Source organism: Enterococcus sp. E4-150 (genome assembly GCF_035726465.1).
Lineage (GTDB): Bacteria > Bacillota > Bacilli > Lactobacillales > Enterococcaceae > Enterococcus_B > Enterococcus_B faecium.
The window spans coordinates 80,913-107,688 of record NZ_JAPRGK010000004.1 but is presented as its reverse complement, the minus strand read 5'-3'; the positions used below and the strand labels follow the sequence as shown (position 1 = coordinate 107,688).

Here is a 26,776-nt window from a genome sequence, read left to right as displayed (position 1 = left end):
CTCTCAATAGCGGAATCACAGGAAGTTCATGTCCCAACCATAGAAAGTCTTTATGAAACCAAAAATAGCTTTGCATATAATAGCAGTACAGCGTAAACTAATAAGCGAAAGAAACCACTTACAAAAAGGAGGGAGTCAATTGGAACTAGCTGAATTAGACATTTTTTTGCGTAACGAAGAATCAATCGAAACTCTGCAGCGTGAACAAGGAATGAATATCAATGATTTAAACTTAGCTTACCATCTTCAGACACCGCCAAAAATCCACCGAGGGGATCTATTTCAACAGGGAAATATTCATATCAGTAAACACCGTCGATATGCGGAAGTTCCCGAGCATACACATGATTTTGTTGAAATCAATTATATGTATAGCGGTACATGTTTACAAATTATCAATGGAGAAAGGATAGAGATGGAAGAAAGTGACGTGGTGATCATTGATAAAGAAGCTACTCAAAGAATCGAATACACAGGGCAAGAGGATATTTTAATCAACATCTTATTAAAAGAAGAAACCTTATCTACAGAGATATTGAATCATTTGGCAAGCACAAATAATCTACTTTCTTCTTTTTTGATCAATGCATCAAAAGAAAAAGGGGAACATACACAATTCATTCATTTTCGCGGCGGAAAAACAAGTCGTTTGACGCATTTGATTGAAAATATGCTGTTGATTTATTTTGATACATACAGTCATAAGATCCGTTCGTTAAATCTCTATACATCACTATTACTGATCGAATTGACTCATTTATTAGAACAACAAAGCTTTTCATCAGCAGATGGATGCGCAGAAAATGAGATGCTTAGAGTATTAGATTATATCGATAAGCATTTTACTTCTTGTACGTTAAAAGAAACAGCAGCTCATTTTGGCTACAATCCGGTCTATCTTAGTAATAAATTGAAAATGTATTTTGATGCTTCCTTTCAAGAACTGGTTCTAAAGAAAAAATTCGACTTTGCGTTGGAACTGATTCAAGAAACGAGTTTTTCGTTGGAAGAAATCGCTAATCGTATTGGATATAAACAAACGACTTCTTTATTCAAATTATTCAAGAAGTATTCAACATGTACTCCCAATGAATGGAGAAATAAACATTAAGAAAAAAATCTTTCACTAAAGCATATGAAGGAAAATTGTTTTAGGTGCGGTTGCTGTCTTATTATATCGTTGCAGCGAATTTTTTTTGGATTTATTTTCAGTTCTAAACTTTTGGTTGTATTATCAGGGGATATAGGTGTAAACATTTGTCATTTATCTGTTATGCGTATTCAGGAATTCGTTTCCATCAAAAATTATAATAACAACTATTATAATTAACATGTTGATAAAATGAATAAACAAGACTATACTTTTCATGAAAGTAACAAATAGTTATGAAAAGGAGCTGTTTATTCATGAAAAAAACAAGTCGTAAAGTAGTAATCGTCGGTACAGGTTTTGTTGGAACAAGTATCGCTTATGCAATGATCAACCAAGGAATCTCTAATGAATTAGTATTGATCGATGTGAATCAAGAAAAAGCAGAAGGGGAAGCATTGGACCTTTTAGATGGTATGGCTTGGGGTGATGAAAATGTGGCTGTATGGTCAGGTGGCTATGAAGAATGTAAAGATGCTGATATCGTTGTTATCACAGCTGGTATCAACCAAAAACCTGGTCAATCTCGTTTAGATTTAGTTAAAACAAATGCGTCAATCATGCGCCAAATCGTAAAAGAAATCATGGGATCAGGATTCGACGGTATTATCGTTGTTGCTTCAAACCCAGTAGATATTTTGACATATATCGCTTGGAACGAATCTGGTCTGCCAACATCACGTGTTATCGGTACTGGAACAACATTGGATACAACTCGTTTCCGTAAAGAAATCGCATTGAAATTAAAAGTTGACCCACGCAGCGTCCACGGCTATATCTTAGGTGAACATGGTGATTCAGAAGTTGCTGCATGGTCACATACAACTGTCGGTGGTAAACCAGTGTTTGAAATTGTAGAAAAAGACCATCGTATTGCCCAAGATGAATTAGATGTGATTGCTGATAAAGTCCGTAATGCTGCTTATGAGATCATTGATCGTAAAAAAGCAACTTACTATGGTATTGGTATGAGTACTGCACGTATCGTAAAAGCTATCTTGAATAACGAACAAGCTGTATTGCCTGTATCTGCTTATTTAACTGGTGAATACGACGAAAAAGATATCTTTACAGGTGTGCCATCAATCGTTGACGAAAATGGTGTTCGTGAAGTTGTTGAATTATCAATCAACGAAGAAGAAAAAGCAATGTTCAGCAAATCAACAAGTGCTTTAAGAGAAGTATTGAACACTGTATTATAAGAAACAATGAATATGAACTAAAAATCCTAAAACTGCTTAACAGCTATTTCAGCTGTTAAGCAGTTTTTTATTGATATCTAATAGGTAAGCAAATAAACAGAATGGTTAAAATTAATCGGTCCAAAAATGTATCCGTACATATGAACATATGAAATTTAATCTGTTGATTACAATAAGCGAATCGTTATCAATGTTTATCTGTGGTTAATTAAAAAATCTTTCCGCAACGGCAAATACAATGATTCATATCTAATTCGTTCATATTTGATTAACTGAATAAAGAAACTGGTTTTTATCATTCAATTAAACGACAAAAAAAGTAAGAAAAACTGCAAAATTTTTTTATAATTTTGCATAAGCAGATTTTGATGGAAAAATGACGATTTTTGATAAAAAACCGTTCGAGAGAGGTTTATCATTTTTTGAATCTACTTTGTATAATATATATTATGTAAACTAAAATATATAAAAAACCAGTCCACTAGTTCTAAACCACTATTTCCTACTATCCACTCTTTTGTATTCCTTTTAAATCAATTATTTCAAAATTAATCCATATTTTTATGAAAAAACTTTTTTGTATGATTAACCATACAAAAAAATCAGCATATTCCTTAATGACATACTGATCTAATTGAGAAATAAAGTTTTTAATTCGTTCATTTTATTGCGGTTTGTCGTAAATAATTGGTTATCTTGGACTTTAGTGAATCGAAATCCAATGAACTAGTGGTAATCATTATGATAAAATCAACAGCTTCTTGACGAGAAAAAGCAACTGGACAATTATTCAATTGAAGAAACAACAACATGGCAACAAGAGCAGTTCGTTTATTGCCATTATGAAAAGGATGTTTTTTAGCTAAATTAATTGCTAAAATTGCCGCTTTTTCATAGACTTCGGGATAGAGTTCTTGATTGAATACTGCTTGTGAAGGCTGTTTGACGGCCATATCTAATGCATTTGCATCTTTTACACCGATCATTTCGCCTGGCGAGTGACGTAAAATAACTTTCGCGTTGATTTTGATAATTTCTTTAGTCGAAAGATACCTCATAAATCAACCAAATCTTTTAACGCGTCTTCATATTGATTCATGATCGAATCAACTAATGAATCAATATCAGGTTCTTCTTGTGCTTTGATCATTCGTACAGAACCATCAGATTGAAAAACATAACTGATTGCGTCACCTGTCTGCACACCCATGAATTCTTTTACTTCTGGTGGGATAGTTGTTACATCGCTATTGCCAGATTTTCTAATTTTATACTTTTTCATTTTTTTCATATTTCGCCACCCTCTATACCATTCTCATTCTATAGTAAGTACATTATATCCAAGTATATACTTTTAATCAATGTATATACTTTTATTTTGCTTTTTCTTACGAAAAAATGACAAAGAAAAAAAGTTTGTGACATGACTTTTGTCACAAACTCTCGTATTCTTAACCAAAATATTGATGAAATACTTGTGTAATAACTGGTAGAAAATAAATAATGATCATAGCCGCTACCACCATCAACAATTGTTTTCGCTGTTTCTTTCGCTTTAGCATGCTTGTCGTTTTATGAAAAAAATAAGTAGCGCTTTTAGCTCCTGCAGTCAAAGTCGATAAAATCAACGTTGGTGAATATGCTGTTTGATTGTGCGTCAATGACAACAACTTCGTCCCGTAATCAGGATACTTTAGAAATGCTTGGTACACAGCCACAATCGTAATTGCTCCCATAAGATAATTTAAAAATGAATGCACTTTTTTCAAATAAAAAAACTCCTTGCTATCTATATAAAATCAGCCTACCCCAACATTTTTTGCTTGATTGACTGATATTTTTTAGTTTTATTGGTATTTATATTCTCACTTTTCGGAATAAATATTCTGCTATTTCATTGTTTTCATTTACTCTACTTCGTTTTCATTATTTTTTCTTGATGTTTCTTTGTTTCCATCAACTGCTTTTGTTCCACTGTTTTCGGTCCATGGAAAAGAAAAACCGATTGTCATATCTTCTTTTAATACTAAAACTGCATCGAATTTCCCTTTTTTACCAGTAAAACCTTTGACAACTTTACTTGTCTTTCCTTTTGAAAGCAAATCTCTGAGATTAGTTTTAGTCAGCTTCTTTTTAGCTACTGTTGGCCACAATTTGAAGTCGCATTCCGGATTCAAGCATGTAGCGATTTTAGGATAAAGCATGACTATCCCCTTTTTACATTTTGGACATCTTCCTAGTTGATCGTTTTTCTTCTCCATCGCTTTTATCTGTCGTGTCCCGTTAATCTCATCTGAAAAGTCTACCTTGTCGATTTGATTAGGAACTTCTGCTAATAAATGTAGGATGAATTTTTTGATATTCTCTAAAAAAACAGATGGTGTCCCCTCTTGTTTACCAATTTTTCTCAAGTACCCTTCCCAGCGCGCAGTCATTTCTGCGCTCGTCAGTAATGGTTCATTGGCTACTGCCTTACAAAGAGTGATTCCTTTTGGCGTAACAGTTATTTCGTTTTTATTGACTTCGATGTAATGCTTCTGCTTAAGATTTTCAATGATATTGGCTCGTGTAGCTTCTGTCCCTATTCCTTCTACTTCTTTGAGAATTTCTTGCGCTTCATCATTATCCAGCGTTTTTCCCGCAGTTTTCATTGCTGTGATCAACGTTCCTTCGGTATAGGGTTTTGGAGGTTGTGTTTCTTTCTCCATACTTTTCAGTTCTACTTCTGCTTCTTCATTTTCTACGATAGGAGGAAGAGTCTGAGCTTCTTTCTTTTTTGACTTGATGCGTAAGATTTCCTGCCAACCTTGCTGTAATGGGATCTTTCCGATGCTTTTTAGCTTTAATTGCTGTACGCCCGTCATTACGGTCGTCTCTTCGTAGATATAATCTGCAGCAAACATAGCCACAGTAGTGCGCAAAACTTGCAAATAGATTGCTTGCTGTAATTTGGAAAGCTTCGCAAAGCGTGCAGGAGTCGGAATCGTCTTTGTCGGAATAATTGCATGATGTTCTTGAACTTTTTTCGCATCGACATATCGTTTCTTTGCTTTGATCTCAGTTGTCTGTACTTCTTCTATTCCTAAAAATTTTTTATAATTTTGCAGATGTTTAACCAGATACTGATGCTCATTTTCTGTAATGTAAAAGGAATCCGTTCTTGGATAGCTTAGAAACTTGCTTTCGTACAATTCTTGAGCAGCATCAAGTGTAGCTTTGGCACTTGCTTTCATTAGCTGATTCATCTTTGTCTGCAAACTAGATAGCGAAAATAAACGTGGACTATGCAACCTCTTTTCCTTTTTCGTAACTTCAAGAATCCGTCCGTTTTGCTTACCTAAATGCGCTCCAAGCTTTTCTATTTCCTTCGTTAACTCTTCTTGGGTTTTAAATGCTTTTTTTGGTACGATTTTTCCAGAAAACTGCCCTTTGTTTGTCGTAATTAAACCTTCTCCTTCAAAGTACGTTTCTTTTTTGAAGTGTTTGATTTCTTCTTGCAGCTGATAAATCATATAGAGTGTCGGTGTTTGTACACGACCAAGAGAAAAACTGCCATCAATCCCTTTTCGTTGAAGTAGCAAGCTATATAATGGACTTCCATTCATTCCAATCAGCCAATCAGCGTTCTGCCTTGCTTGCGCTTCTTTATATTTTGGAAAATAGTTCTTCCCAGGTTGAAGATTCTTAAAACCATCATAGATTGCTTCTTTTTCAAGAGAATTGATCCACAAACGTAAATAGTTCTTTTCCTTAGAAAATGCGTTTGCTTGTCGAATAATCGACCACGCGATGGCTTCACCTTCTCGATCACCATCTGTTGCAATAATGATGGTATCAGCTGACTGTAACTCTCGTTTTACGATCGAAAATTGTGTACGTTTGTCCCTTGGAACTTCGTAACGGAAGGTTTCTGGGAAAATAGGCAAATTTTCTAACGACCATTTTGCCCAACGCTCTTCATAAGCTCCTGGAGCAACCATATCTACCAAATGTCCAAAACCATAAGTGATGGTTACTTCACCAGCAAACAATGGATCGCTGATTTCATAATACCCTTCATATCGCTTTCGCTGTTGGAAGGTTTCGGCATAGGCTTTTGCTTGTGAAGGTTTTTCAGCTAGTATCACCGTCTTCATCTTCTGACCTCCGTTACTTGATTTTTGCGGACTTCTCTATTATGGAACATATTTTCGCATCTGGCAATAAAAAAAGATACCGTATAGTCGAAATAGGCACAAAAAACATCAAGCAAACAAACGATGTTCCGTTTGCTGCATGATGTTTCCAAAAAATATTCATCTTTAGCTGTCACTCTTGGTTGATCTGCCAGTTGATGCCAAATCGATCAGTTACCATCCCATACAATTGAGCCCACGGAACAGCATCCAGTGGCATCTCAATCTTACCACCCTCAGCTAAGCTTTCAAATAGGCGCTTCGTTTCTTCTTCATTTCTTGTCTGGATGACTAAAGAAACATTATTTCCCACAACTAATTCAGGACCAATTCCTTCTGGCGTATCTGCAAACATAACTAATGTATCATAAATGTTCAGCCGTGCATTCGTGATTAGATTTTTTGCTTCTTCTGGCAAGTTCATTTGTTCTATTCCAGGCATTTCACCGTATGTGGTGATACCTGATGCTTCAGTCTCAAAAACTTTTTCATAAAAAGCGATGGCTTCACGCGACTCATTTTTGAAGTTCAGATAGATATCCAATGTAAACAGCTCCTCTCTTGGTTAAATCTACCATAAGAAAGCGTTTTTTACGAGTGAATCGTTTGATTGATTCATGACAAAAGCCTTGCGCAGCTTCTTCTTGATCTTTTTTATGATCATTTATTCAAAAAATCTGTAATAGCAGATTGATTCATTTGATTATCAATTTCAAGAATACTGCCAGCATAATCACTTTGCCCATAATTCCACGAACCGTCTACTGGCACACTTATTCGATCAATGCCACCAGCTCCTCGTGCAATCGAAAAGAGGTTTTTCGTCAAGAACCAAGCAGTGACATCTGTGGATGTATACCCTAAAGCTTTACCAGCTGCATAAGGTGCACGGATCAGATTCAATGGATTCTTCAATTGGCTGAAAATAGCGTTCATTACTTGCTGTTGGCGTCTGACACGGCCAAAGTCTCCTTGTTCATCCATTCGGAAACGTGCGTACTGCAAAAGAACATGTCCATCCATCTTCTGGACCCCTTTTTTAATATCTACACCATCCAGATTCAGATCTTTTTCTGCATCGATCTTCACTCCGTTCATGAATAAGGCATCGATCACTTTTTCAAACGATTTGAAATCGACTTTCGCATAGTATTGACAATCGATTCCAAAATTTTCTACTAAAGTTTGACGCACTAGATCGGCTCCTCCGTATGCATAAGCTGAATTGATCTTATTTTGTCCTACCCCTGGGATCGTAACGAAGCTGTCACGCATAAAAGAAATCAGTTTCGGCTTATGGGAAGGACCATCCAACTGTAAGACCATGATCGTATCGGCTCGCCCGGCATCTTCTCCGCGTGTATCACTTCCAAGGATCAAAATATTATGCGCACCATTCGTCGCTTTTTGCCCATGAAAGGTTTCTGAAGTCGCTGCCTCTAAGCTTGTGTCATGTTCAGCTACATATTTACCAATAAAAAATGAGATACCTGAATAAAGGATCAAAACAAGCAAAATCGATAGAATGATTTTTTTCCACGATCGCTTTCTTCGAGGTTTTAACGGTTTGTTCTTCTTTTGCCGATTGAAAAATTTTTTATTTTTTTGTTGTTCTTCTGCTCTTGGTGCATCTCTGTATATCTGTTGCTCGTATTGGTTCAAATGTTCAAATGAATGCTGCTCTCTTTCATAAATACGGGTAGCATCTTCCTCATTTTCCATACGCGTTCGTTTTCGTTCTCTTCTAGCAAAAATACTCCCCGTATCCCGCTTCAGAGGTTTCGCCTTCTTATGGATGTCCTTATAGCGATCCATCCGACTCATTGTGGTTCCTCCTCGTTTCTTACTGATAAATAAAGGATACGATAACCAATCGACAAAAGCCTATCATTTTTTGATAATTTAATAAAAAATAACGAAATAAATGCTTCGATACATAAAGGATTACTTTTCTTGAGACCGTTTATGCGAGAATAAAAGATCTTTATCTATTATCCTTTTTTAATCAAACAGCTTTTCAATCACATGGATCGGCATCTTTTCCTTTGTCCATAATTCAAACGCGATTGCTCCTTGGTAGATCAACATGCCAAGTCCATTGTATCCTTTTGCTCCTACTTTTTTTGCTTCTTTTAATAAACATGTTTCTCTAGGTGCATAAATCAAATCAAAAACCGCTAGATTCTCATGCATCATGCTTATATCTAAGAGCGGTGACTGATTAATTTTCTTTCCCATCCCGATATCTGTTGCATTGACTAGAAGACAGCTTTCTTTCAAGTCTTTTCTTAATTGATGCGTATCGGCAAAGTCACGAACTTTTATCTTACAAGAAGTTCGATAGCTGAGTTGTTCGAATGTTTCTTTTACTTGAGCGAATGTTTGGTTGTTTCGTTTATAAACTACGATTTCCTCAGCGCCGTCTAACGCTGCTTGAACAGTGACTGCCTTTGCTGCACCTCCAGCTCCCAGTAGAGTCATTTTTTTCTTTTTGATCGAAATCCCAGCTTCTTGCACGGATTGCATGAAGCCCGCACCATCGGTATTATAGCCAATCAAACGACCCTTTTCGTGCACGATCGTATTCACTGCTCCGATCAATTGCGCTTCCTGGCTTACCTCATCCAGATAAGGAATAACCGCTGTTTTATTCGGCATCGAAAGATTTACACCTAACATATCAAAAGTTCGAATACTTTCGACTGCTTGCTTCAAATTCATTGGATTTACTTTAAAAGCTAAATACACCGCATCGATGTTGTTTGCTTCAAAAGCAGTATTGTGCATCAATGGGGATAAACTGTGAGAAGCCGGATCAGCAAAGAGCCCAGCTAATTTGGTTTGTCCAGAAATCATCTTATTCCTCCTTTGTTCTTACTTCAATAAAAAAAGCCACTTAGCGTTTGATACGAAAAAGTACGAAACGTCTAGGTGGCAAAGTAGCAAATTCTTTTCTCATCGTTTACTTGTCAGAGCAAAGAATATTCTATTTAATTGTTAAAATCATTGACTACGTGATCCTACAAAACACCCAAATATGTTTAATTGTTTATTGTTTTAAGTATAGGATGAATCAAAGGAAGATGTCAATGAGTTTTCAAGTCCTTCTACTGAAAGGAATTTTTCTGTCGAAATCAATCCACTACTTCTTCAAAGAACTGCAAAAGGTCGCCCATTGTCAAATGTTGCTTTTCTTTTTCAGAAATATCTTGAACGATTTTCCCTTTTTGGAGTACGATCAGACGATTTCCGTATTTCAAGGCGTCTTCCATTCGATGCGTGATCATGAGACAAGTCAATTTTTGTTCATTGATCCGCTGATTTGTTAATCGCATTAATGCTTTAGCTGTTTTAGGATCTAAAGCTGCAGTATGTTCATCTAATAATAGTAACTCAGGAGCTGTGATCGTCGCCATCAGCAAGCTTAATGCTTGGCGTTGACCACCAGATAATTCACCCGCTGGAGTATCCAAGTGTTGCTCTAGGCCATTACCGACTTCTTGACATAGTCTGAAAAAATCTTCTTTTTGATTTTTCAAGTTACGTAAACGGAATTTCCGTTTTTGACCTCTTTTTTGTGCAAGTAGCAAATTTTCTGCTACTGTCATCCGAGGAGCCGTTCCCATCTTGGGGTCTTGGAAAACTCGAGAAAGGAATCGTGCTCTTTTTTCTTCTGAATCTTTTGTGATCAGCTGATCTTTAAAAGAGATCGATCCTTGACTGAGTTGAAGCGTACCAGCGATCGTATTGAACAGTGTGCTTTTTCCAGCACCATTCCCGCCAAGGACAGTGATGAAGTCCCCTTCTCTGATTGTAAGGTTAATTTCATCCAATAGTACTTTCTCTTCATTCATTCCATTGTTTACGACTTTTCTGCCATTTTTGATTGTCAATATATCAGTCATTACTATGCCTCCTTCTCAAAACCCGTTTTTAAGTTCAGTGCTTTCTTCAATTGCGGGATCATCAGACAAATAGCTAAGATGATAGCGGAGAACAACTTCAGATAAGTCGTGTCAAACCCTAGTTTGATTACTACTAAAATCAATAGCTGATAAATGATACTGCCGACAACAATAGCAATCAATCTTTCTGCTAGCGTCAATTCTTGGAAGATCACTTCACCGATGATGATGGAAGCAAGACCGATGACGATTACGCCAATCCCTTTATTTACATCTGCATATCCGTCGTTCTGGGCAATCAGCGCACCGGATAATGCAATGACACCGTTCGACAAAGTTAAACCTAAAATTTTCATACGATCGGTTTTTATCCCTAACGACCGAGCCATCGTTTCGTTGTCTCCTGTCGCAATATAGCCTTGACCCAAATCTGTATTGAAGAAGAATAGCAGTACAGCAATCAAGATGCCCAAAGAGATGACGCCAAGAAGGACTGTGTCAAAGTAATCAGGTAACCCAAAGCGATGGAAGCTGTCTTGTAGAATCGGATGATTCAATAAAGAAAGATTTGGTGTTCGCATCACAAACAAAATAACTGAGTTCAATCCTGACATCACTAAAATCCCTGCTAAAATAACCGGTATCTTTCCTTTTGTATAAAGTAATCCCGTAACGAGTCCTGCTATCATGCCAGCACCTACGCCTAATAATGTAGCTACAATCGGCGCTACCCCATGAGTAATAGCTGTCACACAGACAGCAGCACCTAATGGGAAGGACCCTTCTGTCGTCATATCAGGAAAGTCTAAGATCCGATAAGTCATGAAAATCCCTAATCCTAATATTGCCCAAAGCATGCCTTGTGAAATAGCTGATACGATCATTTGTCATCCTCCTTAGATGTTTCTTGCTGCGAGTCATCTGTAATGATTTTGGCTTTTTCCTTCATCGATTCGGGAACAATGATTCCTAAGCGATCAGCTTGAGATTGATTGATCACTGTATCCCCTTGATCAAATGTATAAACAGGCGTCGTTTCCGGTTTTTCTTTTCCACTCGCAAGTTCTGCTGCCATCTTACCGCTTTGAAGTCCTAATTGATATTGATTGATCCCGATTGTTGCTAGTCCACCTTGTTCCACCATTGTATCTACAGATGGAATGACGGGGATATTTGCTTTGTTTGCTTCTTTTACCACTGTTTGCATCGCATTGGCAATGGTATTATCTAATGGAACATAGATAAAATCGACTTGTCGGCTCATCACTTGAACCGTTTGTGCAATCTCATTAGTGGAAGGCACCGCATATTTTACTGATTCTAACCCTTCTTTTTTTGCAGCTTCTTCTGCTTGTGCTACTTGGTATTTTGAATTATCCTCTGAAGAAGCATACAAGATTCCGACTTTTTTTGCATTTGGCAACAAATCAGAAGCAAGCTTGATTTGTGAAGCAACAGGCGGCTGATCAGAAACACCTGTTACATTACCACCAGGTTTCTCTAAAGAAGCGACTAATCCAGCCCCCACAGGATCCGTTACAGCACCTAACACAACTGGGATCGATGAAGTCGTGTTTGCCAATGATTGAGCGGCAGGTGTTGCGATTCCAATCAAGACATCTGGATCAGATTGTACTAGCTGTTGACTCATTGTGGCTAGCTTGCTCTGATCGGCTTGTCCATTTTGAAATTTGATCTCAAGATTTTCTCCTTCTTTTAATCCTTCTTCTTTCAGACCATTTTTGATTCCTCGATAAATCTCATCTAATGCCGGATGGCTCACGTATTGCAATACCCCAACAACTGTTGTTTTTTTTGTCTGGTTCGTCGAAGTACTTTCTTTTTCGCCTGAGGCTTTTCCATAAATAAATGCACCTGCTAAATAAACTAAAATAATTACTACAACTGTTATTAATCGTTTGTTTTTCATTTTTTTCCTCCTGCAAAGTCAATCTTTTTATTTATTATAATCAGGCAAGTATCCAGTCTACAAAAAAAGACAATGGCCAAAGCGGTCATTGTCTTTACACAAAAAACCGCATAGATTCTAATCTATGCGGCAGTCAATGTTCATGTCTAGCATAGATACAAGCTTTAGAAATGCACTCTAAAAAGTTGTATCTATGGGAAAGTCTCACCATTAATACAACTTATCTACGCCAGCTGCGCCAATTTTTTTTGTTTTCTGCTGAAATACGTTTTGATAAGTTCATTACGGGTCACCCTTTCCTTAAGAATTGATTTAAGTCTAATCGAATTTTTGAATTTCGTCAACTATATTTTTTAATTTTTTATTTGTTATTTTGAAGATCAAACATCACTTGTTCTGATAATTAAAAATAGCGCTATATAGACCCACCTTTTCATCGCGCCAATGTCTCAATTAGCAATCTCGGAATTTTGGGAAGTTACTCCCGTTCTATCCAATTCTTCTTCTAATTGTTTGATATTGGCTAACGGAAGTCGATTCAGTTCAGGGATCAACTCCTTATCAAAATCAGTTATTCCTCCCTTACCCGCAGTTATCCGATTTGCTTCTTTTCCTCCATCAAAGAAAATAAATGTCACTTCATCCGTTCGTATGTTATATTTTTGTTCCAGTTCATGTACATCATAAACGATCGGATAATAAAAGATCGGTCGATTCAATTCTTCCATAAGCTCAGGATCATTAAAAACATCAAGCATGTCCTGATAGGTTTTCCCGTTCGGTTTGCTGAACATCACCGATATCGCCCGGCTTTGTCTGATTTTCTGATCAGCTTTGCTGTAATCAAAAGGTTTCAATTTGCTGGTTGGTATGGACGAATAAACGAGACTATTTACTTGCTCTTCTCGGATTTTTTCCGGCAATAAAAACATTGCAACTGTTAACAGCAATGATAAGATGAGCAGAAAAACAAGACGTCGAAAATACTTACTTGGATTTTCTGCGAATGACACTGAGAAATGTTCATTCATTTCTTGTACTCTCGATTTAACTACTTCCCAAATAACAAACACCTTCTTTTCTACTTTTTCTCCTATTTTTTATTATACCTAAAAATTTGGATTTCAACGATAGAAACACTGTTTTTTATGTAATTAGTCCAAGATTTTTCTAGACTTTTGCTTTACTATTCGGCCAAATTGGTTTTTCTTCTTTTTTTCGTTATAATGAATATACTTATGAAAAGAAATGAGGAATGAACCATGTCCTTTGATGGTGTATTTACCCACGCGATGGTCAACGAATTGCGTGAAACGTTACTATCTGGCCGGATCTCGAAAATCCATCAGCCTTATGAAAATGAAATCGTGCTGGTGATTCGTTCACGCGGCAAAAACCATCGATTATTATTATCTGCGCACCCAAGTTATGCTCGTGTACAGATTACCCAAATCGATTATCAGAATCCTGATAATCCGCCTAACTTCGTGATGATGCTTCGAAAATATTTGGATGGCGCTATTTTAGAAGACATCGAACAAATCGAAAATGATCGAGTGATCCATTTCCACTTTGCTAAACGAAACGAGTTGGGTGATCTACAAAATATCATATTGATCGCTGAATTAATGGGACGTCATAGTACGATCGTCTTAGTTAATCGAGAAACTGGAAAAATACTGGATGCGATCAAACACATTGGAAGCTCTCAAAACACTTATCGTTCTTTGCTTCCTGGTGTAGAATATGTTGCTCCGCCAAAACAAGAGGTCTTGAACCCATTTAGCTCCGAGAAAGAAAAAATCTTTCAGCGGCTTTCCCAAACTGAACTAGAGCCAAAAGCAATCCAACGTCAGTTTCAGGGAATCGGTTTCGATACCGCTCAAGAGCTGACCAAAAGATTACTGGAACGTCCTAATGAAAAGATGGTTGTATGGGACGAATTTTTCTCAGCCATCAGCCATCAGCCTATTCCTACTTTTTACGAAACGGAAAATAAAGATTTTTTCACACCGATTGCTTATCAGGTATTGTCCGAACAGGCATCTGCTGTAACAGCTTATCCAACACTCAGTCAATTATTAGATAGCTATTATCACGAAAAAGCAGAGAAAGATCGGGCAAAACAACAAGGCGGAGAACTGATTCGAAAAATCGAAAATGAACTAAAACGAAATAAAAATAAATTGAAAAAACGTGAACAAACACTCAAAGAATCCGAAAACGCTGAGAATTACCGTAGAGATGGCGAACTACTTACTACTTTTCTGACACAAGTACCACGCGGCGCAAAAGAAGTTGTTTTACCTAATTATTATGAAGAAGATCGGCCAATCAAAATAGCACTAGATCCGGCATTGACACCAAATCAAAATGCACAGAAATATTTCCATCGTTACCAAAAGCTGAAGAACGCTGTTAAGCTGATTGGCGAACAAATCCAAGAAGCCAAAGATGAAATCCAATATCTTGAATCTGTCTTATCTCAACTGGAAATTGCCGGTCCAATGGATATCGAAGCAATCAAAGAAGAATTGACTTCAGAAGGATACCTGAAAAAGAAGAACTTAAAAAAACAAAAACGTAAGAAACCATCTCAGCCTGATCAATACTTTTCTTCTGATGGAACGCTCATTCTTGTTGGTAAAAACAATCTTCAAAATGACCAGCTGACAATGAAGACAGCTAAAAAAACCGACTATTGGCTTCATGCAAAAAATATACCCGGTTCGCACGTCATCATTAAAAGTGACAAACCTTCAGATGAAACAATTACAGAAGCTGCCGAGTTAGCTGCCTATTTTTCAAAATACCGATATTCTGCCCAAGTGCCGGTTGATCTTGTACAGGTAAAGCATATCCGAAAACCAAATGGCGCCAAGCCTGGTTATGTTATTTATGAAAACCAAAAGACGATTATCGTGACACCAGAAGAAGAAAAAATTACAGCTATGAAACAAAACCGATAATCAATGAGTGTTTCTAGAATCATATTTGCGTACTTCCCCACAACAGCAATTAGTTATAAATTGTTTGCTACAAAAAGAGGAGTTGTGACAAAATTCTGTCACAACCCCTCTTTTTTGATTAACGGTGTTCAACAAACAGCGTTCTCATCTGCTTTTCTTAGCTCTGCTGGTCCAGTAACCGAGTAAGCTCTTTGATAAATCTTTGAGCGATTTCACTGAGCGGACGTTTCGCCGAATAAATGATATAAAATTCATTTAGTTCGCCTTCTGCCAAAGGGATTAACCGCAAATGCTCGCGAATCCCTCCAATCACAATACCAGATCCTGAAGCGTAAGCATCAGTTTCAAGAACGATATTCATCAAAGTACCTCGATCACTCGTATAAATCACTGTTTCTTGATCAGGGATCTCGATAAGGTCTTCATAAAAATACGGGAAATTATTTCCATCCTGTGTAAAACGAACTTGAGGATAAGATAACAATTCTTCTTTGGTGATCTCTGCGTGTTCAGCTAATGGATGTCCTTGCCTTAAAAAAATATGCGTTTTGAATTTTCCAATGCTGCGGCCACTTAGCTCTCCTTGTTGTAAATATCTTCTGATACCAGCTTGATTATGCTCATTCATATAAATAATGCCGATCTCACTGTGCTGCTCTTTGACTTCTTCGATCACTCTCGCTGTTGTCGTCTCCATGATCCGGAATTGTTTGATCTCGTCTTTAAATTCCTCGAGTAGCTGTGCGGTCAAAGGACCTAAGAAATCATAATGCTGGGCAGCAATCGAAAAATTGTCTCTCTTTTCACTCGTTAGATAGTGAGTTTCTAATGTATCAAGCTGGACCAATATTTTCTCGGCACGATTTAAGAAGTCTTGCCCTTCTTCTGTTAAATATGCCCCTCGATTCGTTCGAGTAAACAGCGTGATCCCTAACTCGGTTTCTAATTCTTTGATACCAGCTGAAAGACTTGGCTGGGAGACAAACATTTTCTTTGCCGCTTCTCTGAAACTACCATTGTTTGCTACAGCGACCACGTATTTCATCTGCTGAATATTCATTGCTCAAACTCCTCGAAATAATAAATTTCTCTTCCATTCAAGGGCTGGATTGGTCGGTTGTTCGGTCGAGCATACTGACCATCGAAGGGGAGAAGAAACTCTTGGTTCAGTTTTCCTACATGATCCATTACAAACCATTGGATTGGCCCGCTGGTAGGCGGAGTTGTCAATGAGCCAATATAATGGAAATGGCTTTTTTGCTCCGGAAAGAACACATCCGGATTTACCCAATGCTCATGTTTTTCTAAGTTCCAACTTTCCCCATTTTCTTGATTATACATCCAACCTTCCTGTTCCATTAGCTGGTACATGACACCCACGACTAGATTCTCTTTTTTGCTGTTCATATGAACAAAATGAAATTCAATATCTTCCTGTTTTCCGTTGATGATATGTTCAGAAGGTAAGTGGAAATGAATATCTGTCAAATAATAGCGTTCTTTCTTGAACTCTACATAACTGAGTTGGTCAAAAGGTACTAAATGAATCGTGTTTTTGAATTCCTTGTCAGTAAACCGTTGCTTTTGATAATGAAAGGAAAGCGTGTCTCCTTCTATTTTGGTTTCTTCCCCCTTGGTCAAATGAATAGGCGACTGCAATGGAAATTCCGCACCTCTCGCAAACCAATCACATAAACTCGCCCAATTTTCCGGACCTTTGTCTCCAGAATAGCCCCATTCGACATCCATATTCTTTTTCAACTATACTTCCCCCTACATCTCATATCATTTTTATTTTTCTTCTTTCTTTACAATCGTTGAGACGGTTTCTAAAAACGCCTCTTTTCCATAAAATTCCTGGTTCAATAGTTCCGGAAATATCTCTTTAAAGAAATATTGAACAGAAGGCCGATGTTCAAAGCTTTTAATCGTAGTCACTGCCTCAATGAACATCTCCTTATAAACTTTTTCCGGGTTATTTTTGATGATTTCATCAAAAGATTCATAAAGAAGGTCAACCTTATCTGAAATGGCTAATAGTTCTCCTTCTACGGTTTCATCTTTTCCTTCGAACAACCGACGGCGATAAACTTCTTGGAACTCAGCTGGAATCTCTTGGTTGATGAATTCGTCCGTCATCTTTTCTTCAACTGTTTGCAGCATCCCTCTTAACTCTTTGCTTGCGTATTTCACCGGCGTTTTGATATCACCAATAAAACGCTCTGTGTAGTCATGATTCAATGATTTTTCATAGAGCAGTTTCCAATCGATCGGTTGTCCATTCGCTTCTTCAATGTCTCCTAGAACTTGCGCAATAGATGCTACACGATACGAATGTGCTGCAACTGTATGCTCTGTATATTTAAAAAATCCAGGTGCCCTTGTGATCGTCTCTAAATTGTTCAATCCTAAAATAAATTCATTCAATCCCATAAAAGTTACCTCCCTTTGAGATTTCTTTTTCCGAATATCATATCATTAAATAACTGATATTCGCAACATTTCCGCTCTTTACCATTTTTGAAACAGCTCCCTTACCAAAAAATAGAGAAAATCTATATATAATAGAAAAAAGAGAAGAGATTATTCTCTTCTTTCTGCTAACCAGTCTTAGAAAAATGAATTTTAAAAAAATCAAAAACTGATCACGATAGAAGTTTCTTTTCATACCTGATGAAAAGATGCTTCTCGCAATCAGTTTTTGGATTTTTGCTATTCCAATTGATGATTCTGGAGACACAAATCGGATTTCTCTATCTTCATCAAGCGCGCTTAAATCTGCCAATTTTCAGGATCTTTTTTCCATTCTTTTAGCAGAGTTAATTCTTGCTCATCGATATAACGATCTTCTAAAGCTGCTTCAATCAATACAGAATAATTGGTCAACGTCATAAGAGGGATTTCGGCTTTTTCGAAATTTGCTTTTCCTTTTGGCAACTCATACGTAAAGATAGCCGCAACACCAAGGATATCCGCACCTTCTCTTTTTGCTGCTTCAGCTGCTTCCAAGACACTTCCGCCTGTAGAAATCAAATCCTCGATCACAACCATCTTCTGACCTTCAAATATACGTCCTTCGATTTGGTTACCTTTCCCATGATCTTTCGCCTTACTTCGAATATAGACCATTGGCAAATCCAGTATTTCCGCTACCCATGCGGCATGAGGGATTCCTGCTGTTGCAGTTCCAGCAATCACTTGTACTTCAGGGTAAGCTTCTTTGATTTTGCTTGCTAATCCTTTTGCGATCTCTTTTCGGACTTTTGGATAGCTCATTGTGATTCGGTTATCACAGTAAATTGGGCTTTTGATTCCACTTGCCCATGTAAAAGGATTACTTGGATTTAAAAATACTGCTTCAATTTCTAATAAGTCTTTTGCGATACTTTGTTCAACATTCATTTTAGGTTAGCTCCATTCTGTTTGAATCGTTTGATATGCTTTATAAGGATTAGTTGACTGAGTGATTGGTCGACCTATAACGATAAAAGTTGAGCCGATCTCTTTTGCCTGAGAAGGTGTGACTACTCTTGTCTGATCTCCTGCGACTGTTCCTTCTGGTCTTATACCCGGAGTTAAGCAAACAAATTCGTCTCCTGCCATTTCTTTGATCGCTTCTACTTCCCAAGCAGAAGAAACCACACCATCTAATCCTGCTTTTTTGGCACAGCTAGCATAATGGATCACACTTTTTTCTAAAGAAACTTCGATTAGTTGATCGGCATGCATTTCTTCTTCACTTGTAGAAGTAAGCTGAGTGATAGCTAGAAGTAGCGGACGTTTTCCACCTTCTGGAGTCCCCTCTTCTAATCCTCGCATTGCCGCCTCCATCATACGAATACCGCCAGCGGCATGAACACAGGTGAGATCAACACCAAGCTTTGCCAATCCCCGCATTGCTTTTTCGACCGTATTCGGAATATCGTGAAGTTTCAGATCTAAAAATACATTATGACCAGCCTCTTTTAGATAACGTACGATTTCAGGTCCTTCTTGGTAGAACAATTCCATTCCGATTTTCACAAACAATTTTTCTTCTTTCGGGAAAAATCGAAGAAAGTCTTCTACCTCTTGCCTAGTTGAAAAATCTAATGCAATAATTGGTCGTTGGTCTAGTTGATTCATCGTTCACGTTCCTCTCTCACTTCTTTGATTAATCTTTCCAGCGATTCGATGCCTAGTTCGCTCATTCGCACAGGGAGCTCTTTAATTAGTTTAGGACAGATATACGGATCGGTGAAATTCGCGGTCCCTATAGCTACAGCACTTGCTCCAGCCATAAACATCTCAAGAACATCATCCACTGTCTGCACGCCGCCCATCCCAATGATTGGAAGGCTGGATATACTTGCTACTTGGTGAATCAAACGAATAGCGACAGGCTTGATTGCTGGTCCGGAGAGTCCACCTGTTTGATTGGCTAAAATCGGTTTTCTTGTCTTAAGGTCAATCCGCATACCAAGAAGAGTATTGATCATCGTAAACCCATCTGCCCCTCCAGCTTCGATTGCCTGAGCGATTGGAACGATGTCTGTTACATTTGGGGACAATTTGACATAGACAGGAACAGAAGAAACTTTCTTTACTGCTTGTGTTAATTGAAAAGCAACTTCAGGATCTGTTCCAAAAGCAATTCCGCCATGTTTGACATTTGGGCAAGAAATATTCAGCTCGATTGCTTTCACATTTGGCGCTTCGCTAATTTTGCTACAAACTTCTACATAGTCTTCTTCACAAGCACCAGCAACATTTGCGATGATGGGTAACTCATTGTACTCCTCTAATTCTGGAAGAAGTTTATGCATAACAACGTCTAGACCAGGATTTTGCAAACCAATTGCATTCAACATGCCAGATGGTGTTTCCGCCACTCTTGGTGTGGGATTGCCAAAGCGGGCATTTGGAGTCGTTGCCTTGACCATGATCGATCCAAGCTGATTCAAATCATAGTATTTTCCGTATTCTTTGCCAAAACCGAAACAGCCGCTTGCCGGCATGATAGGATTTTTTAATTCTAGACCGGGGAGCTTGACTGCTAAAGGATTCTCATTCATATAATTACCTCTCCTATTTTAAAAATCGGTCCTTCGTCACAAACTTTCACACTTTTTGTTCCTGTTTCATCTTCCGGCGTATGACAAACGCAAGCATAGCAAGCCCCTATCCCACATGCCATGCGGGATTCTAATGATAACTGGACATTTTGATGCGAAGAAAACAGCTGTTCCACTGTCTTCAATAACCCGTTTGAACCACATGCAAAAACAGCTGTAGGTTCCGTCTTCGTTCCTAACAATAAATTACCGACATTTCCGTGCATACCGTATGTTCCATCGTCAGTAGCGATTCTTGTTTCTCCTAGACGATTAAATTCTTTTTCATAATAAACGACTTCATGTGTGGCAAAACCTAAAAAATGCGTTGGCTTAATTCCTTTTTCGACTAACTGTTTTGATAACTCATATAGAGGAGGGACACCGATTCCTCCACCGATTATAAATACTTCGTCTCCTGTATGAAGATTGGACAAATCAAAACCATTGCCTAAAGGACCCATGACATCTAAATGGTCTCCGGCAGAAAGAGTAGAGAAGACTCTAGTCCCCTCACCTTCCACCCGATAAATGATACGGCAAGTATTTGTTTCGTGGTCGATATGATTCAAGCTAATCGGTCGGCGTAATAGCAAGTCTGCACGCGGCACGAGAATATGCAAGAACTGTCCTGGTTGCTGCATTTCTTTTACTAGATCACCTTTCAATGTCATTTCAAAAATCTTTGGTGCCAGCTGTTTTTGCTGAACGATTTCCATCATTTCTTGTTTCATCTGTCCCCTCCTGCAACGGTTTTTCGTCTTTTTGTCTTAACATGTGCTCGCCGTTAAATAGGGTTAGTTGAAAAAGCACGGGATTCCATCACTCGAACGATCGCATCTGCTGTGTCTAAAGAAGTAAACAATGGAATACCATGTTCAACTGCTTCTCTTCGGATGATGAAACCGTCTTTAGAAGCATTTCCCCGATCTTTATCAATCGTATTGACAACCACTTGTGTTTTACCATCTCTTATTAAGTCGACTACATTTTTTTCTGCTGCTTCCTCAGAAATTTTCGCTACTGTTTCAACGACCAGACCATTTTTTTCGAAATAAGCAGCTGTATGTTTCGTTCCTATCAGACTATAGCCAATTTCTGTAAAACGTTTAGCTAATTCTAGTGCTTCTTCTTTTGTTTCGTCCGCAATCGTAAATAATACGGCTCCATATTCAGGCAAGTGTAATCCAGAAGCTTCGAATGCCTTGTGCAAAGCTTTGTCTAATTGTCTGTCAGATCCCATTACTTCTCCAGTCGATTTCATTTCAGGCCCTAAGTAAGTATCAACTTTCTGCAATTTCGTAAAAGAAAAGACAGGTGCTTTAACATGAACTTCTTTTGTTTCTGGATAAAGTCCGTTTTCATAACCAAGTGTCTTTAGTTTCTCTCCCAAAATAGCTTTCGTCGCAATTTGTGCCATTGGAATTCCTGTCACCTTACTTAAGAATGGAACAGTCCGACTTGCTCGAGGATTGACTTCGATCACATAAACCTCATTTTCATGGATGACAAACTGGATATTCATCATCCCGACACAATTCAAACCTAATGCTAAGCGGATCGTGTAATCTTCGATCGTTTTCTTGATCGATTCAGATAATGTTTGAGGTGGATACACAGCCATTGAATCCCCTGAATGGACACCAGCACGCTCAATATGCTCCATGATCCCTGGGATGAGTACTGTTTCACCGTCACAAATCGCATCCACTTCGCATTCACCGCCAAGCAAGTAACGGTCCACTAGTACTGGATGTTCTGGAGATGCTTTCACGGCATGTTCCATGTAATCTTCTAAATCTCGCTGGTTTTCAACGATTTCCATCGCACGTCCGCCTAATACATAGCTTGGACGAACAAGAACTGGATAACCAATTCTCGAAGCGATAACCACGGCTTCTTCTTTACTTGTAGCAGTATCCCCTAAAGGTTGAGGAATATCCAACTCTTTCAGCGCTTGCTCGAATAAATCACGATTTTCCGCACGATCCAAGTCTTCGATCGTTGTCCCTAAGATTTTTACACCAGCAGCAGTCAAAGGTTCGGCTAAGTTGATTGCTGTCTGACCACCAAATTGAACGATTACTCCTATCGGCTGTTCTAGCTCGATCACATTCATCACATCTTCGAAGGTCAATGGCTCAAAATATAATTTATCCGAAATAGAAAAGTCAGTCGAAACTGTTTCAGGATTGCTGTTCATGATGATTGCTTCGTATCCTGCCTGCTGGATTGCCCTGACAGAATGCACAGTCGCATAGTCAAATTCAACCCCTTGTCCGATACGGATAGGACCAGATCCCAGTACTAGAACTGAGTGCTTTTCTGATCGTGAACTTTCATTTTCATATTCATAGGAACTATAAAAATAAGGTGTTTTTGATTCGAATTCCGCTGCACAAGTGTCAACCATCTTATATACAGGAATCAAATCATTTTCTTTTCTCATCTGGCGAACGGCTTCTTCGTTTATTTCCCACAGCTCCGCCACTTTTTTGTCTGTAAAACCGTTTTGTTTCGCTGTTTTCAATATCTTGTCATCCAACGGCTGCTGTTTCAACTGCTGTTCGATTTCTACGATATGCAACAGTTTATCTAAAAAGAATAAATCGATTTTTGTCAAATCCGCTAATTCTTCTATGGTGTACCCTCTTCTAATAGCTTCAGCTACATAAAACAGGCGATCATCTTGTGCTCGAACCACTTTTTGGATTAGGTCATCGTCCGTGATGTCTGCCAACTCAGGAAGTTCGATATGGTGTGTACCGATTTCTAAAGAACGCACAGCTTTCAATAAAGACTCTTCGATATTCCGACCGATAGCCATCACTTCACCAGTTGCTTTCATCTGCGTGCCTAAAAGCCGTTCTCCGTTTTCGAACTTATCAAACGGCCAGCGAGGAATTTTAGCTACAACATAATCTAATGCAGGTTCAAATTCTGCAAAAGTCGTTCCTGTAACAGGATTTTTCATTTCGTCTAATGTTAATCCAAGTGCTATTTTAGCAGCTAGCTTAGCGATCGGATAGCCAGTCGCCTTACTTGCTAACGCAGATGAACGAGAAACACGCGGATTGACTTCAATCACATAATAATTAAAACTATGTGGATCAAGAGCGAGTTGGACGTTACAGCCTCCCTCGATCTTAAGTGCTCGAATAATCGAAAGAGAAGCATCACGAAGCATTTGATATTCATGGTCAGACAATGTTTGACTAGGGGCAAATACGATAGAATCACCTGTATGGATACCCACTGGGTCAAAATTTTCCATATTGCAGACAACGATTGCATTATCAGCCGAATCTCTCATCACTTCATATTCAATTTCTTTAAAACCTGCAATACTTCGTTCAATCAAACATTGGGTAGCGGGGGAAAGACTTAATCCATTTTCTGATACGATACGTAATTCTTCTTCATTTTCACACATACCACCACCAGTTCCGCCTAAAGTAAAGGCTGGACGAACGATGACAGGATAGCCGATTTTATTTGCAAAATCTACAGCTTCTTCTACTGTATTGACGATTTCAGACTCGGGGATTGGCTGATTCAATTCTTTCATCAACTGTTTGAATAGATCACGATCTTCTGCTTGATCGATCGCAGAAAGCTTTGTTCCTAGAAGTTCTATGTTCAATTCTTCTAAAATACCTGATGCTGCCAGCTCCATTGCCATATTGAGGCCTGTCTGTCCGCCTAAAGTTGGAAGGAGAGCATCTGGACGCTCTTTTCGAAGAATCCTTGATACAAATTCAAGTGTGATCGGTTCGATATATACTTGATCTGCCACTTCTTTATCCGTCATGATCGTCGCAGGATTAGAATTTACTAAAACCACTTCATATCCTTCTTCTTTTAAGGCAAGGCAGGCTTGTGTTCCTGCGTAGTCAAATTCTGCGGCTTGACCAATGATGATCGGACCAGATCCAATCACCATAATTTTCTTGATATCTGTACGTTTCGGCATCTGTTTACTGCTCCTTTCCTGCGTCCATCATTTCCATAAATTCATCAAATAAATGTAGTGCATCATGCGGACCAGGGGCAGCATCTGGATGAAACTGCACACTGAAAGCGGGATAATCTCTGTGTTTGACTCCTTCTACTGTTCCGTCATTTACTTCTACATGAGTTACGATGAGTTTTTCTGGATCAATCGTGGCTTCATCGACTGCATAGCCATGATTTTGAGAAGTAAAATCAATTCTTCCGGTCGCTACTTCTCGTACCGGGTGATTTAATCCTCGATGTCCGAATTTCATTTTATAGGTATCTGCACCGTTGGCTAAAGCAAATAACTGGTGACCGAGACAAATACCAAAAATCGGTACTTTTCCTTGGATTTTTTTGATCATTTCGATTGCTTCTGGCACATCTTTTGGATCACCAGGTCCATTCGTCAGCATGACTCCGTCTGGTGATAGCGCTAAAATCGTCTCGGCATCTGTGTTATAGGGAAGTACTGTGAGGTTACAGTTTCTTTTACTCAATTCTCGTAAAATACTATGTTTTAAACCGAAGTCAATGACAATGACTTTCCGACCTGTTCCTGGACTTGGATAAGGTTTGTTAGTTGAGACTTGCTGCACTTGATTGGTTGCTAGAACGGTTGCTTTCAGCTGATCAAATGCATGTTCGAAGGAATCTCCAGCATCAACGATACTAGCTTTCATCGTTCCGACTTCACGGATTTTGCGAGTAAGGGCGCGCGTATCGATACCTGATATTCCAGGAATTCCTTTTTGTTTCAAAAATGAATCTAGCGTCATTTGGTTTCGCCAGTTTGAAGCTACACGTGCATGTTCTTTTACTACTACTCCTTTGCATGTTGGAGAAATCGATTCATAATCATCTCTATTTACCCCATAATTACCCACCATAGGATAGGTAAATGTAATGATTTGACCGTTAAAACTTTGATCAGTGATAGTTTCTTGATAGCCAGTCATACTTGTTGTAAAAACGATTTCTCCGAAGACACTAGCATCTGCACCAAAAGCCTTTCCTTCGAAAACTGTTCCATCTTCTAATATAAGCAAACGTTCCATACTTTTATTCTCCCTTCTGCCACACAAGTTTTCCGTTGACAAAAGTCATTTGTGTTTCGCCTTTTACTTTCCAGCCGATAAAAGGTGTATTCTCCCCTTTTGATAAAAAGTCTGCTTTATCGATCGTGCAAGTTTGTGTAATATCAAAAACTGCTACATCAGCGGGGGCACCAACCGTTAGCGTTCCTGCATTCAAACCAAAAATCTCAGCCGGTTTAACTGCCAACCAATTGATCACTTGTTCCAACGTGAATCGACCAGTTTCTACAAAATGAGTATAGATCAGTTGAAACGCTGTTTCGCTTCCTACGATACCAAATGGTGATTTCATGAAACTTTGGCTTTTTTCTTCTAATCCATGGGGGGCATGATCTGTAGCGATGCAATCGATCGTACCGTCAAGCAAGCCTTCGATCAAAGCTTCTCTGTCCTCCCGTCCTCTTAGCGGCGGGTTCATTTTCCAAAAGCCGAAATCTTCGGGAATATCTTCGTCGATCAAAATAAGATGATGGGGTGAAACTTCTGCTGTTACGTGGATTCCTGCTTTTTTTGCGTCTCTGATTACACGGACACTTTCTTTAGTAGAAACATGGCAAACATGGTAATGAACACCAGTTGCTTCAGCTAGCAACAGATCTCTAGCAATTTGAGAAGACTCGGTTACGCTTAAGATCCCGGGAAGACCAAGTTCTTCTGCCTTCTTGCCAGCGTGCATAACGCCGCCAAATAATAAAGATTCATCTTCTGTATGGGCTACTAGGGCTTTATTGTTTTTTGCAGCTTCTTTCATAGCCAGATACATCGTCCCAGCTGTTTGGACACCTACACCGTCATTTGTGAAAGCAAAAGCACCTTCTTCAATCAGTGCTTCTTGATCAACTAATTTCTCACTTCGCAGATTTTCTGTGATTGGCGCATACTGAAATACCTTCACAACTGCATCTTTTCTAATGATGTCATATACTTGTCTCAGCTTTTCTGCCGTATCAGGTACAGGATTTAAATTCGGCATCGCGCATACAGTAGTGAAACCGCCACGAGCAGCTGAGCGAGTCCCAGCTTCGATCGTCTCCTTGTATGTAAATCCTGGCTCTCTCAAATGAACATGGACGTCCACTAAACCAGGTGTGATCAATTGTCCCTTTGCATCAAACACTTCATCAAATTCGGCTTCTGAGAATCCTGTACCGATTGCTTTGATTCGCCCATCTTCTATCCAAATTTCTGCTGGTGTCGTCATATTTTTTCGTGTATTGATCTGACCGTTTTTAATGAGTGTTTTCATTTTTTCATCCTCC

The 26,776-nt window shown here is 38.6% G+C and carries 25 protein-coding genes; 3 read left to right on the top strand and 22 right to left on the bottom strand.

Going from position 1 to position 26,776, the window contains the following annotated elements; genetic code table 11:
* Positions 1 to 166 precede the first annotated feature (166 nt).
* Positions 167 to 1,111 carry an AraC family transcriptional regulator gene (locus tag OZ002_RS05145; protein ID WP_002296705.1) on the top strand — a complete coding sequence of 315 codons (945 nt, stop codon included), beginning with the start codon at positions 167 to 169 and terminating at the stop codon, positions 1,109 to 1,111.
* A gap of 296 nt (positions 1,112 to 1,407) precedes the next feature.
* Positions 1,408 to 2,352 (top strand): L-lactate dehydrogenase, encoded by a 945-nt coding sequence (locus OZ002_RS05140; protein WP_002289717.1) that lies wholly within the window; start codon positions 1,408 to 1,410, stop codon positions 2,350 to 2,352.
* A 659-nt stretch (positions 2,353 to 3,011) separates the two neighbouring features.
* Here OZ002_RS05140 and OZ002_RS05135 read toward each other — a convergent pair.
* From OZ002_RS05135 to OZ002_RS05085, 11 genes are all read right to left on the bottom strand, one after another.
* Positions 3,012 to 3,410 (bottom strand): type II toxin-antitoxin system death-on-curing family toxin, encoded by a 399-nt coding sequence (locus OZ002_RS05135; RefSeq protein WP_002306744.1) that lies wholly within the window; start codon positions 3,408 to 3,410, stop codon positions 3,012 to 3,014.
* Positions 3,407 to 3,643 carry an AbrB/MazE/SpoVT family DNA-binding domain-containing protein gene (locus OZ002_RS05130; RefSeq protein ID WP_002289715.1) on the bottom strand — a complete coding sequence of 79 codons (237 nt, stop codon included), beginning with the start codon at positions 3,641 to 3,643 and terminating at the stop codon, positions 3,407 to 3,409. Before OZ002_RS05130 ends, OZ002_RS05135 begins: the two co-directional genes overlap by 4 nt.
* Before the next feature lie 160 nt (positions 3,644 to 3,803).
* Positions 3,804 to 4,088: a hypothetical protein gene (locus tag OZ002_RS05125; protein WP_002317704.1), complete on the bottom strand. Its 285-nt coding sequence runs from the start codon at positions 4,086 to 4,088 to the stop codon at positions 3,804 to 3,806.
* 171 nt (positions 4,089 to 4,259) lie between these two features.
* Positions 4,260 to 6,488: a type IA DNA topoisomerase gene (gene topB, locus OZ002_RS05120; RefSeq protein ID WP_156249003.1), complete on the bottom strand. Its 2,229-nt coding sequence runs from the start codon at positions 6,486 to 6,488 to the stop codon at positions 4,260 to 4,262.
* Between the two features lie 172 nt (positions 6,489 to 6,660).
* Positions 6,661 to 7,071: a VOC family protein gene (locus OZ002_RS05115; RefSeq protein ID WP_002299733.1), complete on the bottom strand. Its 411-nt coding sequence runs from the start codon at positions 7,069 to 7,071 to the stop codon at positions 6,661 to 6,663.
* A 116-nt stretch (positions 7,072 to 7,187) separates the two neighbouring features.
* Positions 7,188 to 8,351: an LCP family protein gene (locus OZ002_RS05110; RefSeq protein ID WP_002295866.1), complete on the bottom strand. Its 1,164-nt coding sequence runs from the start codon at positions 8,349 to 8,351 to the stop codon at positions 7,188 to 7,190.
* A 177-nt stretch (positions 8,352 to 8,528) separates the two neighbouring features.
* Entirely contained in the window at positions 8,529 to 9,383 is an 855-nt protein-coding gene (gene aroE, locus OZ002_RS05105; RefSeq protein WP_002331782.1) for a shikimate dehydrogenase, read from the bottom strand.
* A gap of 278 nt (positions 9,384 to 9,661) precedes the next feature.
* Positions 9,662 to 10,432: an ABC transporter ATP-binding protein gene (locus tag OZ002_RS05100; RefSeq protein WP_002289629.1), complete on the bottom strand. Its 771-nt coding sequence runs from the start codon at positions 10,430 to 10,432 to the stop codon at positions 9,662 to 9,664.
* A gap of 2 nt (positions 10,433 to 10,434) precedes the next feature.
* Positions 10,435 to 11,316: an ABC transporter permease gene (locus tag OZ002_RS05095; protein WP_002306748.1), complete on the bottom strand. Its 882-nt coding sequence runs from the start codon at positions 11,314 to 11,316 to the stop codon at positions 10,435 to 10,437.
* The gene (gene trpX, locus OZ002_RS05090) at positions 11,313 to 12,362 is read right to left on the bottom strand and encodes a tryptophan ABC transporter substrate-binding protein (RefSeq protein WP_156249004.1); all 1,050 of its coding nucleotides are present in this window, start codon (positions 12,360 to 12,362) and stop codon (positions 11,313 to 11,315) included. Before trpX ends, OZ002_RS05095 begins: the two co-directional genes overlap by 4 nt.
* A gap of 449 nt (positions 12,363 to 12,811) precedes the next feature.
* On the bottom strand, positions 12,812 to 13,435 hold the full coding sequence (locus tag OZ002_RS05085; RefSeq protein WP_002299728.1) for a hypothetical protein: 624 nt from the start codon (positions 13,433 to 13,435) through the stop codon (positions 12,812 to 12,814).
* Between the two features lie 189 nt (positions 13,436 to 13,624).
* Between OZ002_RS05085 and efbA the strand changes: the two genes are divergently transcribed.
* Positions 13,625 to 15,331 carry a fibronectin-binding protein EfbA gene (efbA, locus tag OZ002_RS05080; RefSeq protein WP_029485284.1) on the top strand — a complete coding sequence of 569 codons (1,707 nt, stop codon included), beginning with the start codon at positions 13,625 to 13,627 and terminating at the stop codon, positions 15,329 to 15,331.
* A gap of 157 nt (positions 15,332 to 15,488) precedes the next feature.
* Here efbA and OZ002_RS05075 read toward each other — a convergent pair whose 3' ends face one another.
* The 11 genes from OZ002_RS05075 to OZ002_RS05025 are packed head-to-tail and all read right to left on the bottom strand — an operon-like array spanning position 15,489 to position 26,763.
* The gene (locus OZ002_RS05075; protein WP_002288888.1) at positions 15,489 to 16,391 is read right to left on the bottom strand and encodes a LysR family transcriptional regulator; all 903 of its coding nucleotides are present in this window, start codon (positions 16,389 to 16,391) and stop codon (positions 15,489 to 15,491) included.
* The gene (locus OZ002_RS05070; protein ID WP_016627963.1) at positions 16,388 to 17,080 is read right to left on the bottom strand and encodes a carbonic anhydrase family protein; all 693 of its coding nucleotides are present in this window, start codon (positions 17,078 to 17,080) and stop codon (positions 16,388 to 16,390) included. The genes OZ002_RS05075 and OZ002_RS05070 overlap by 4 nt, the downstream gene beginning before the upstream one ends.
* A 42-nt stretch (positions 17,081 to 17,122) precedes the next feature.
* Positions 17,123 to 17,764: a YfbR-like 5'-deoxynucleotidase gene (locus OZ002_RS05065; protein ID WP_002288886.1), complete on the bottom strand. Its 642-nt coding sequence runs from the start codon at positions 17,762 to 17,764 to the stop codon at positions 17,123 to 17,125.
* Positions 17,765 to 17,801: 37 nt separating this feature from the next.
* Positions 17,802 to 18,116 (bottom strand): hypothetical protein, encoded by a 315-nt coding sequence (locus OZ002_RS05060; protein WP_002288892.1) that lies wholly within the window; start codon positions 18,114 to 18,116, stop codon positions 17,802 to 17,804.
* Positions 18,104 to 18,733, bottom strand: a complete 630-nt coding sequence (gene pyrE, locus OZ002_RS05055) for an orotate phosphoribosyltransferase (protein ID WP_002288884.1) — start codon at positions 18,731 to 18,733, stop codon at positions 18,104 to 18,106. The genes OZ002_RS05060 and pyrE overlap by 13 nt, the downstream gene beginning before the upstream one ends.
* Before the next feature lie 6 nt (positions 18,734 to 18,739).
* Entirely contained in the window at positions 18,740 to 19,456 is a 717-nt protein-coding gene (pyrF, locus tag OZ002_RS05050; RefSeq protein ID WP_002299720.1) for an orotidine-5'-phosphate decarboxylase, read from the bottom strand.
* Positions 19,453 to 20,385 carry a dihydroorotate dehydrogenase gene (locus OZ002_RS05045; RefSeq protein ID WP_002306755.1) on the bottom strand — a complete coding sequence of 311 codons (933 nt, stop codon included), beginning with the start codon at positions 20,383 to 20,385 and terminating at the stop codon, positions 19,453 to 19,455. The genes pyrF and OZ002_RS05045 overlap by 4 nt, the downstream gene beginning before the upstream one ends.
* Complete coding sequence (locus tag OZ002_RS05040; protein WP_002288879.1) at positions 20,382 to 21,158, bottom strand: dihydroorotate dehydrogenase electron transfer subunit; 777 nt, start codon at positions 21,156 to 21,158, stop codon at positions 20,382 to 20,384. Before OZ002_RS05040 ends, OZ002_RS05045 begins: the two co-directional genes overlap by 4 nt.
* A gap of 53 nt (positions 21,159 to 21,211) precedes the next feature.
* Positions 21,212 to 24,397: a carbamoyl-phosphate synthase large subunit gene (gene carB, locus OZ002_RS05035; protein WP_156249006.1), complete on the bottom strand. Its 3,186-nt coding sequence runs from the start codon at positions 24,395 to 24,397 to the stop codon at positions 21,212 to 21,214.
* A gap of 4 nt (positions 24,398 to 24,401) precedes the next feature.
* Positions 24,402 to 25,478, bottom strand: coding sequence for a carbamoyl phosphate synthase small subunit (locus tag OZ002_RS05030; protein ID WP_002288877.1), 1,077 nt, complete (start codon positions 25,476 to 25,478; stop codon positions 24,402 to 24,404).
* A gap of 4 nt (positions 25,479 to 25,482) precedes the next feature.
* Complete coding sequence (locus tag OZ002_RS05025) at positions 25,483 to 26,763, bottom strand: dihydroorotase (protein ID WP_125179054.1); 1,281 nt, start codon at positions 26,761 to 26,763, stop codon at positions 25,483 to 25,485.
* Between the last annotated feature and the right edge of the window lie 13 nt (positions 26,764 to 26,776).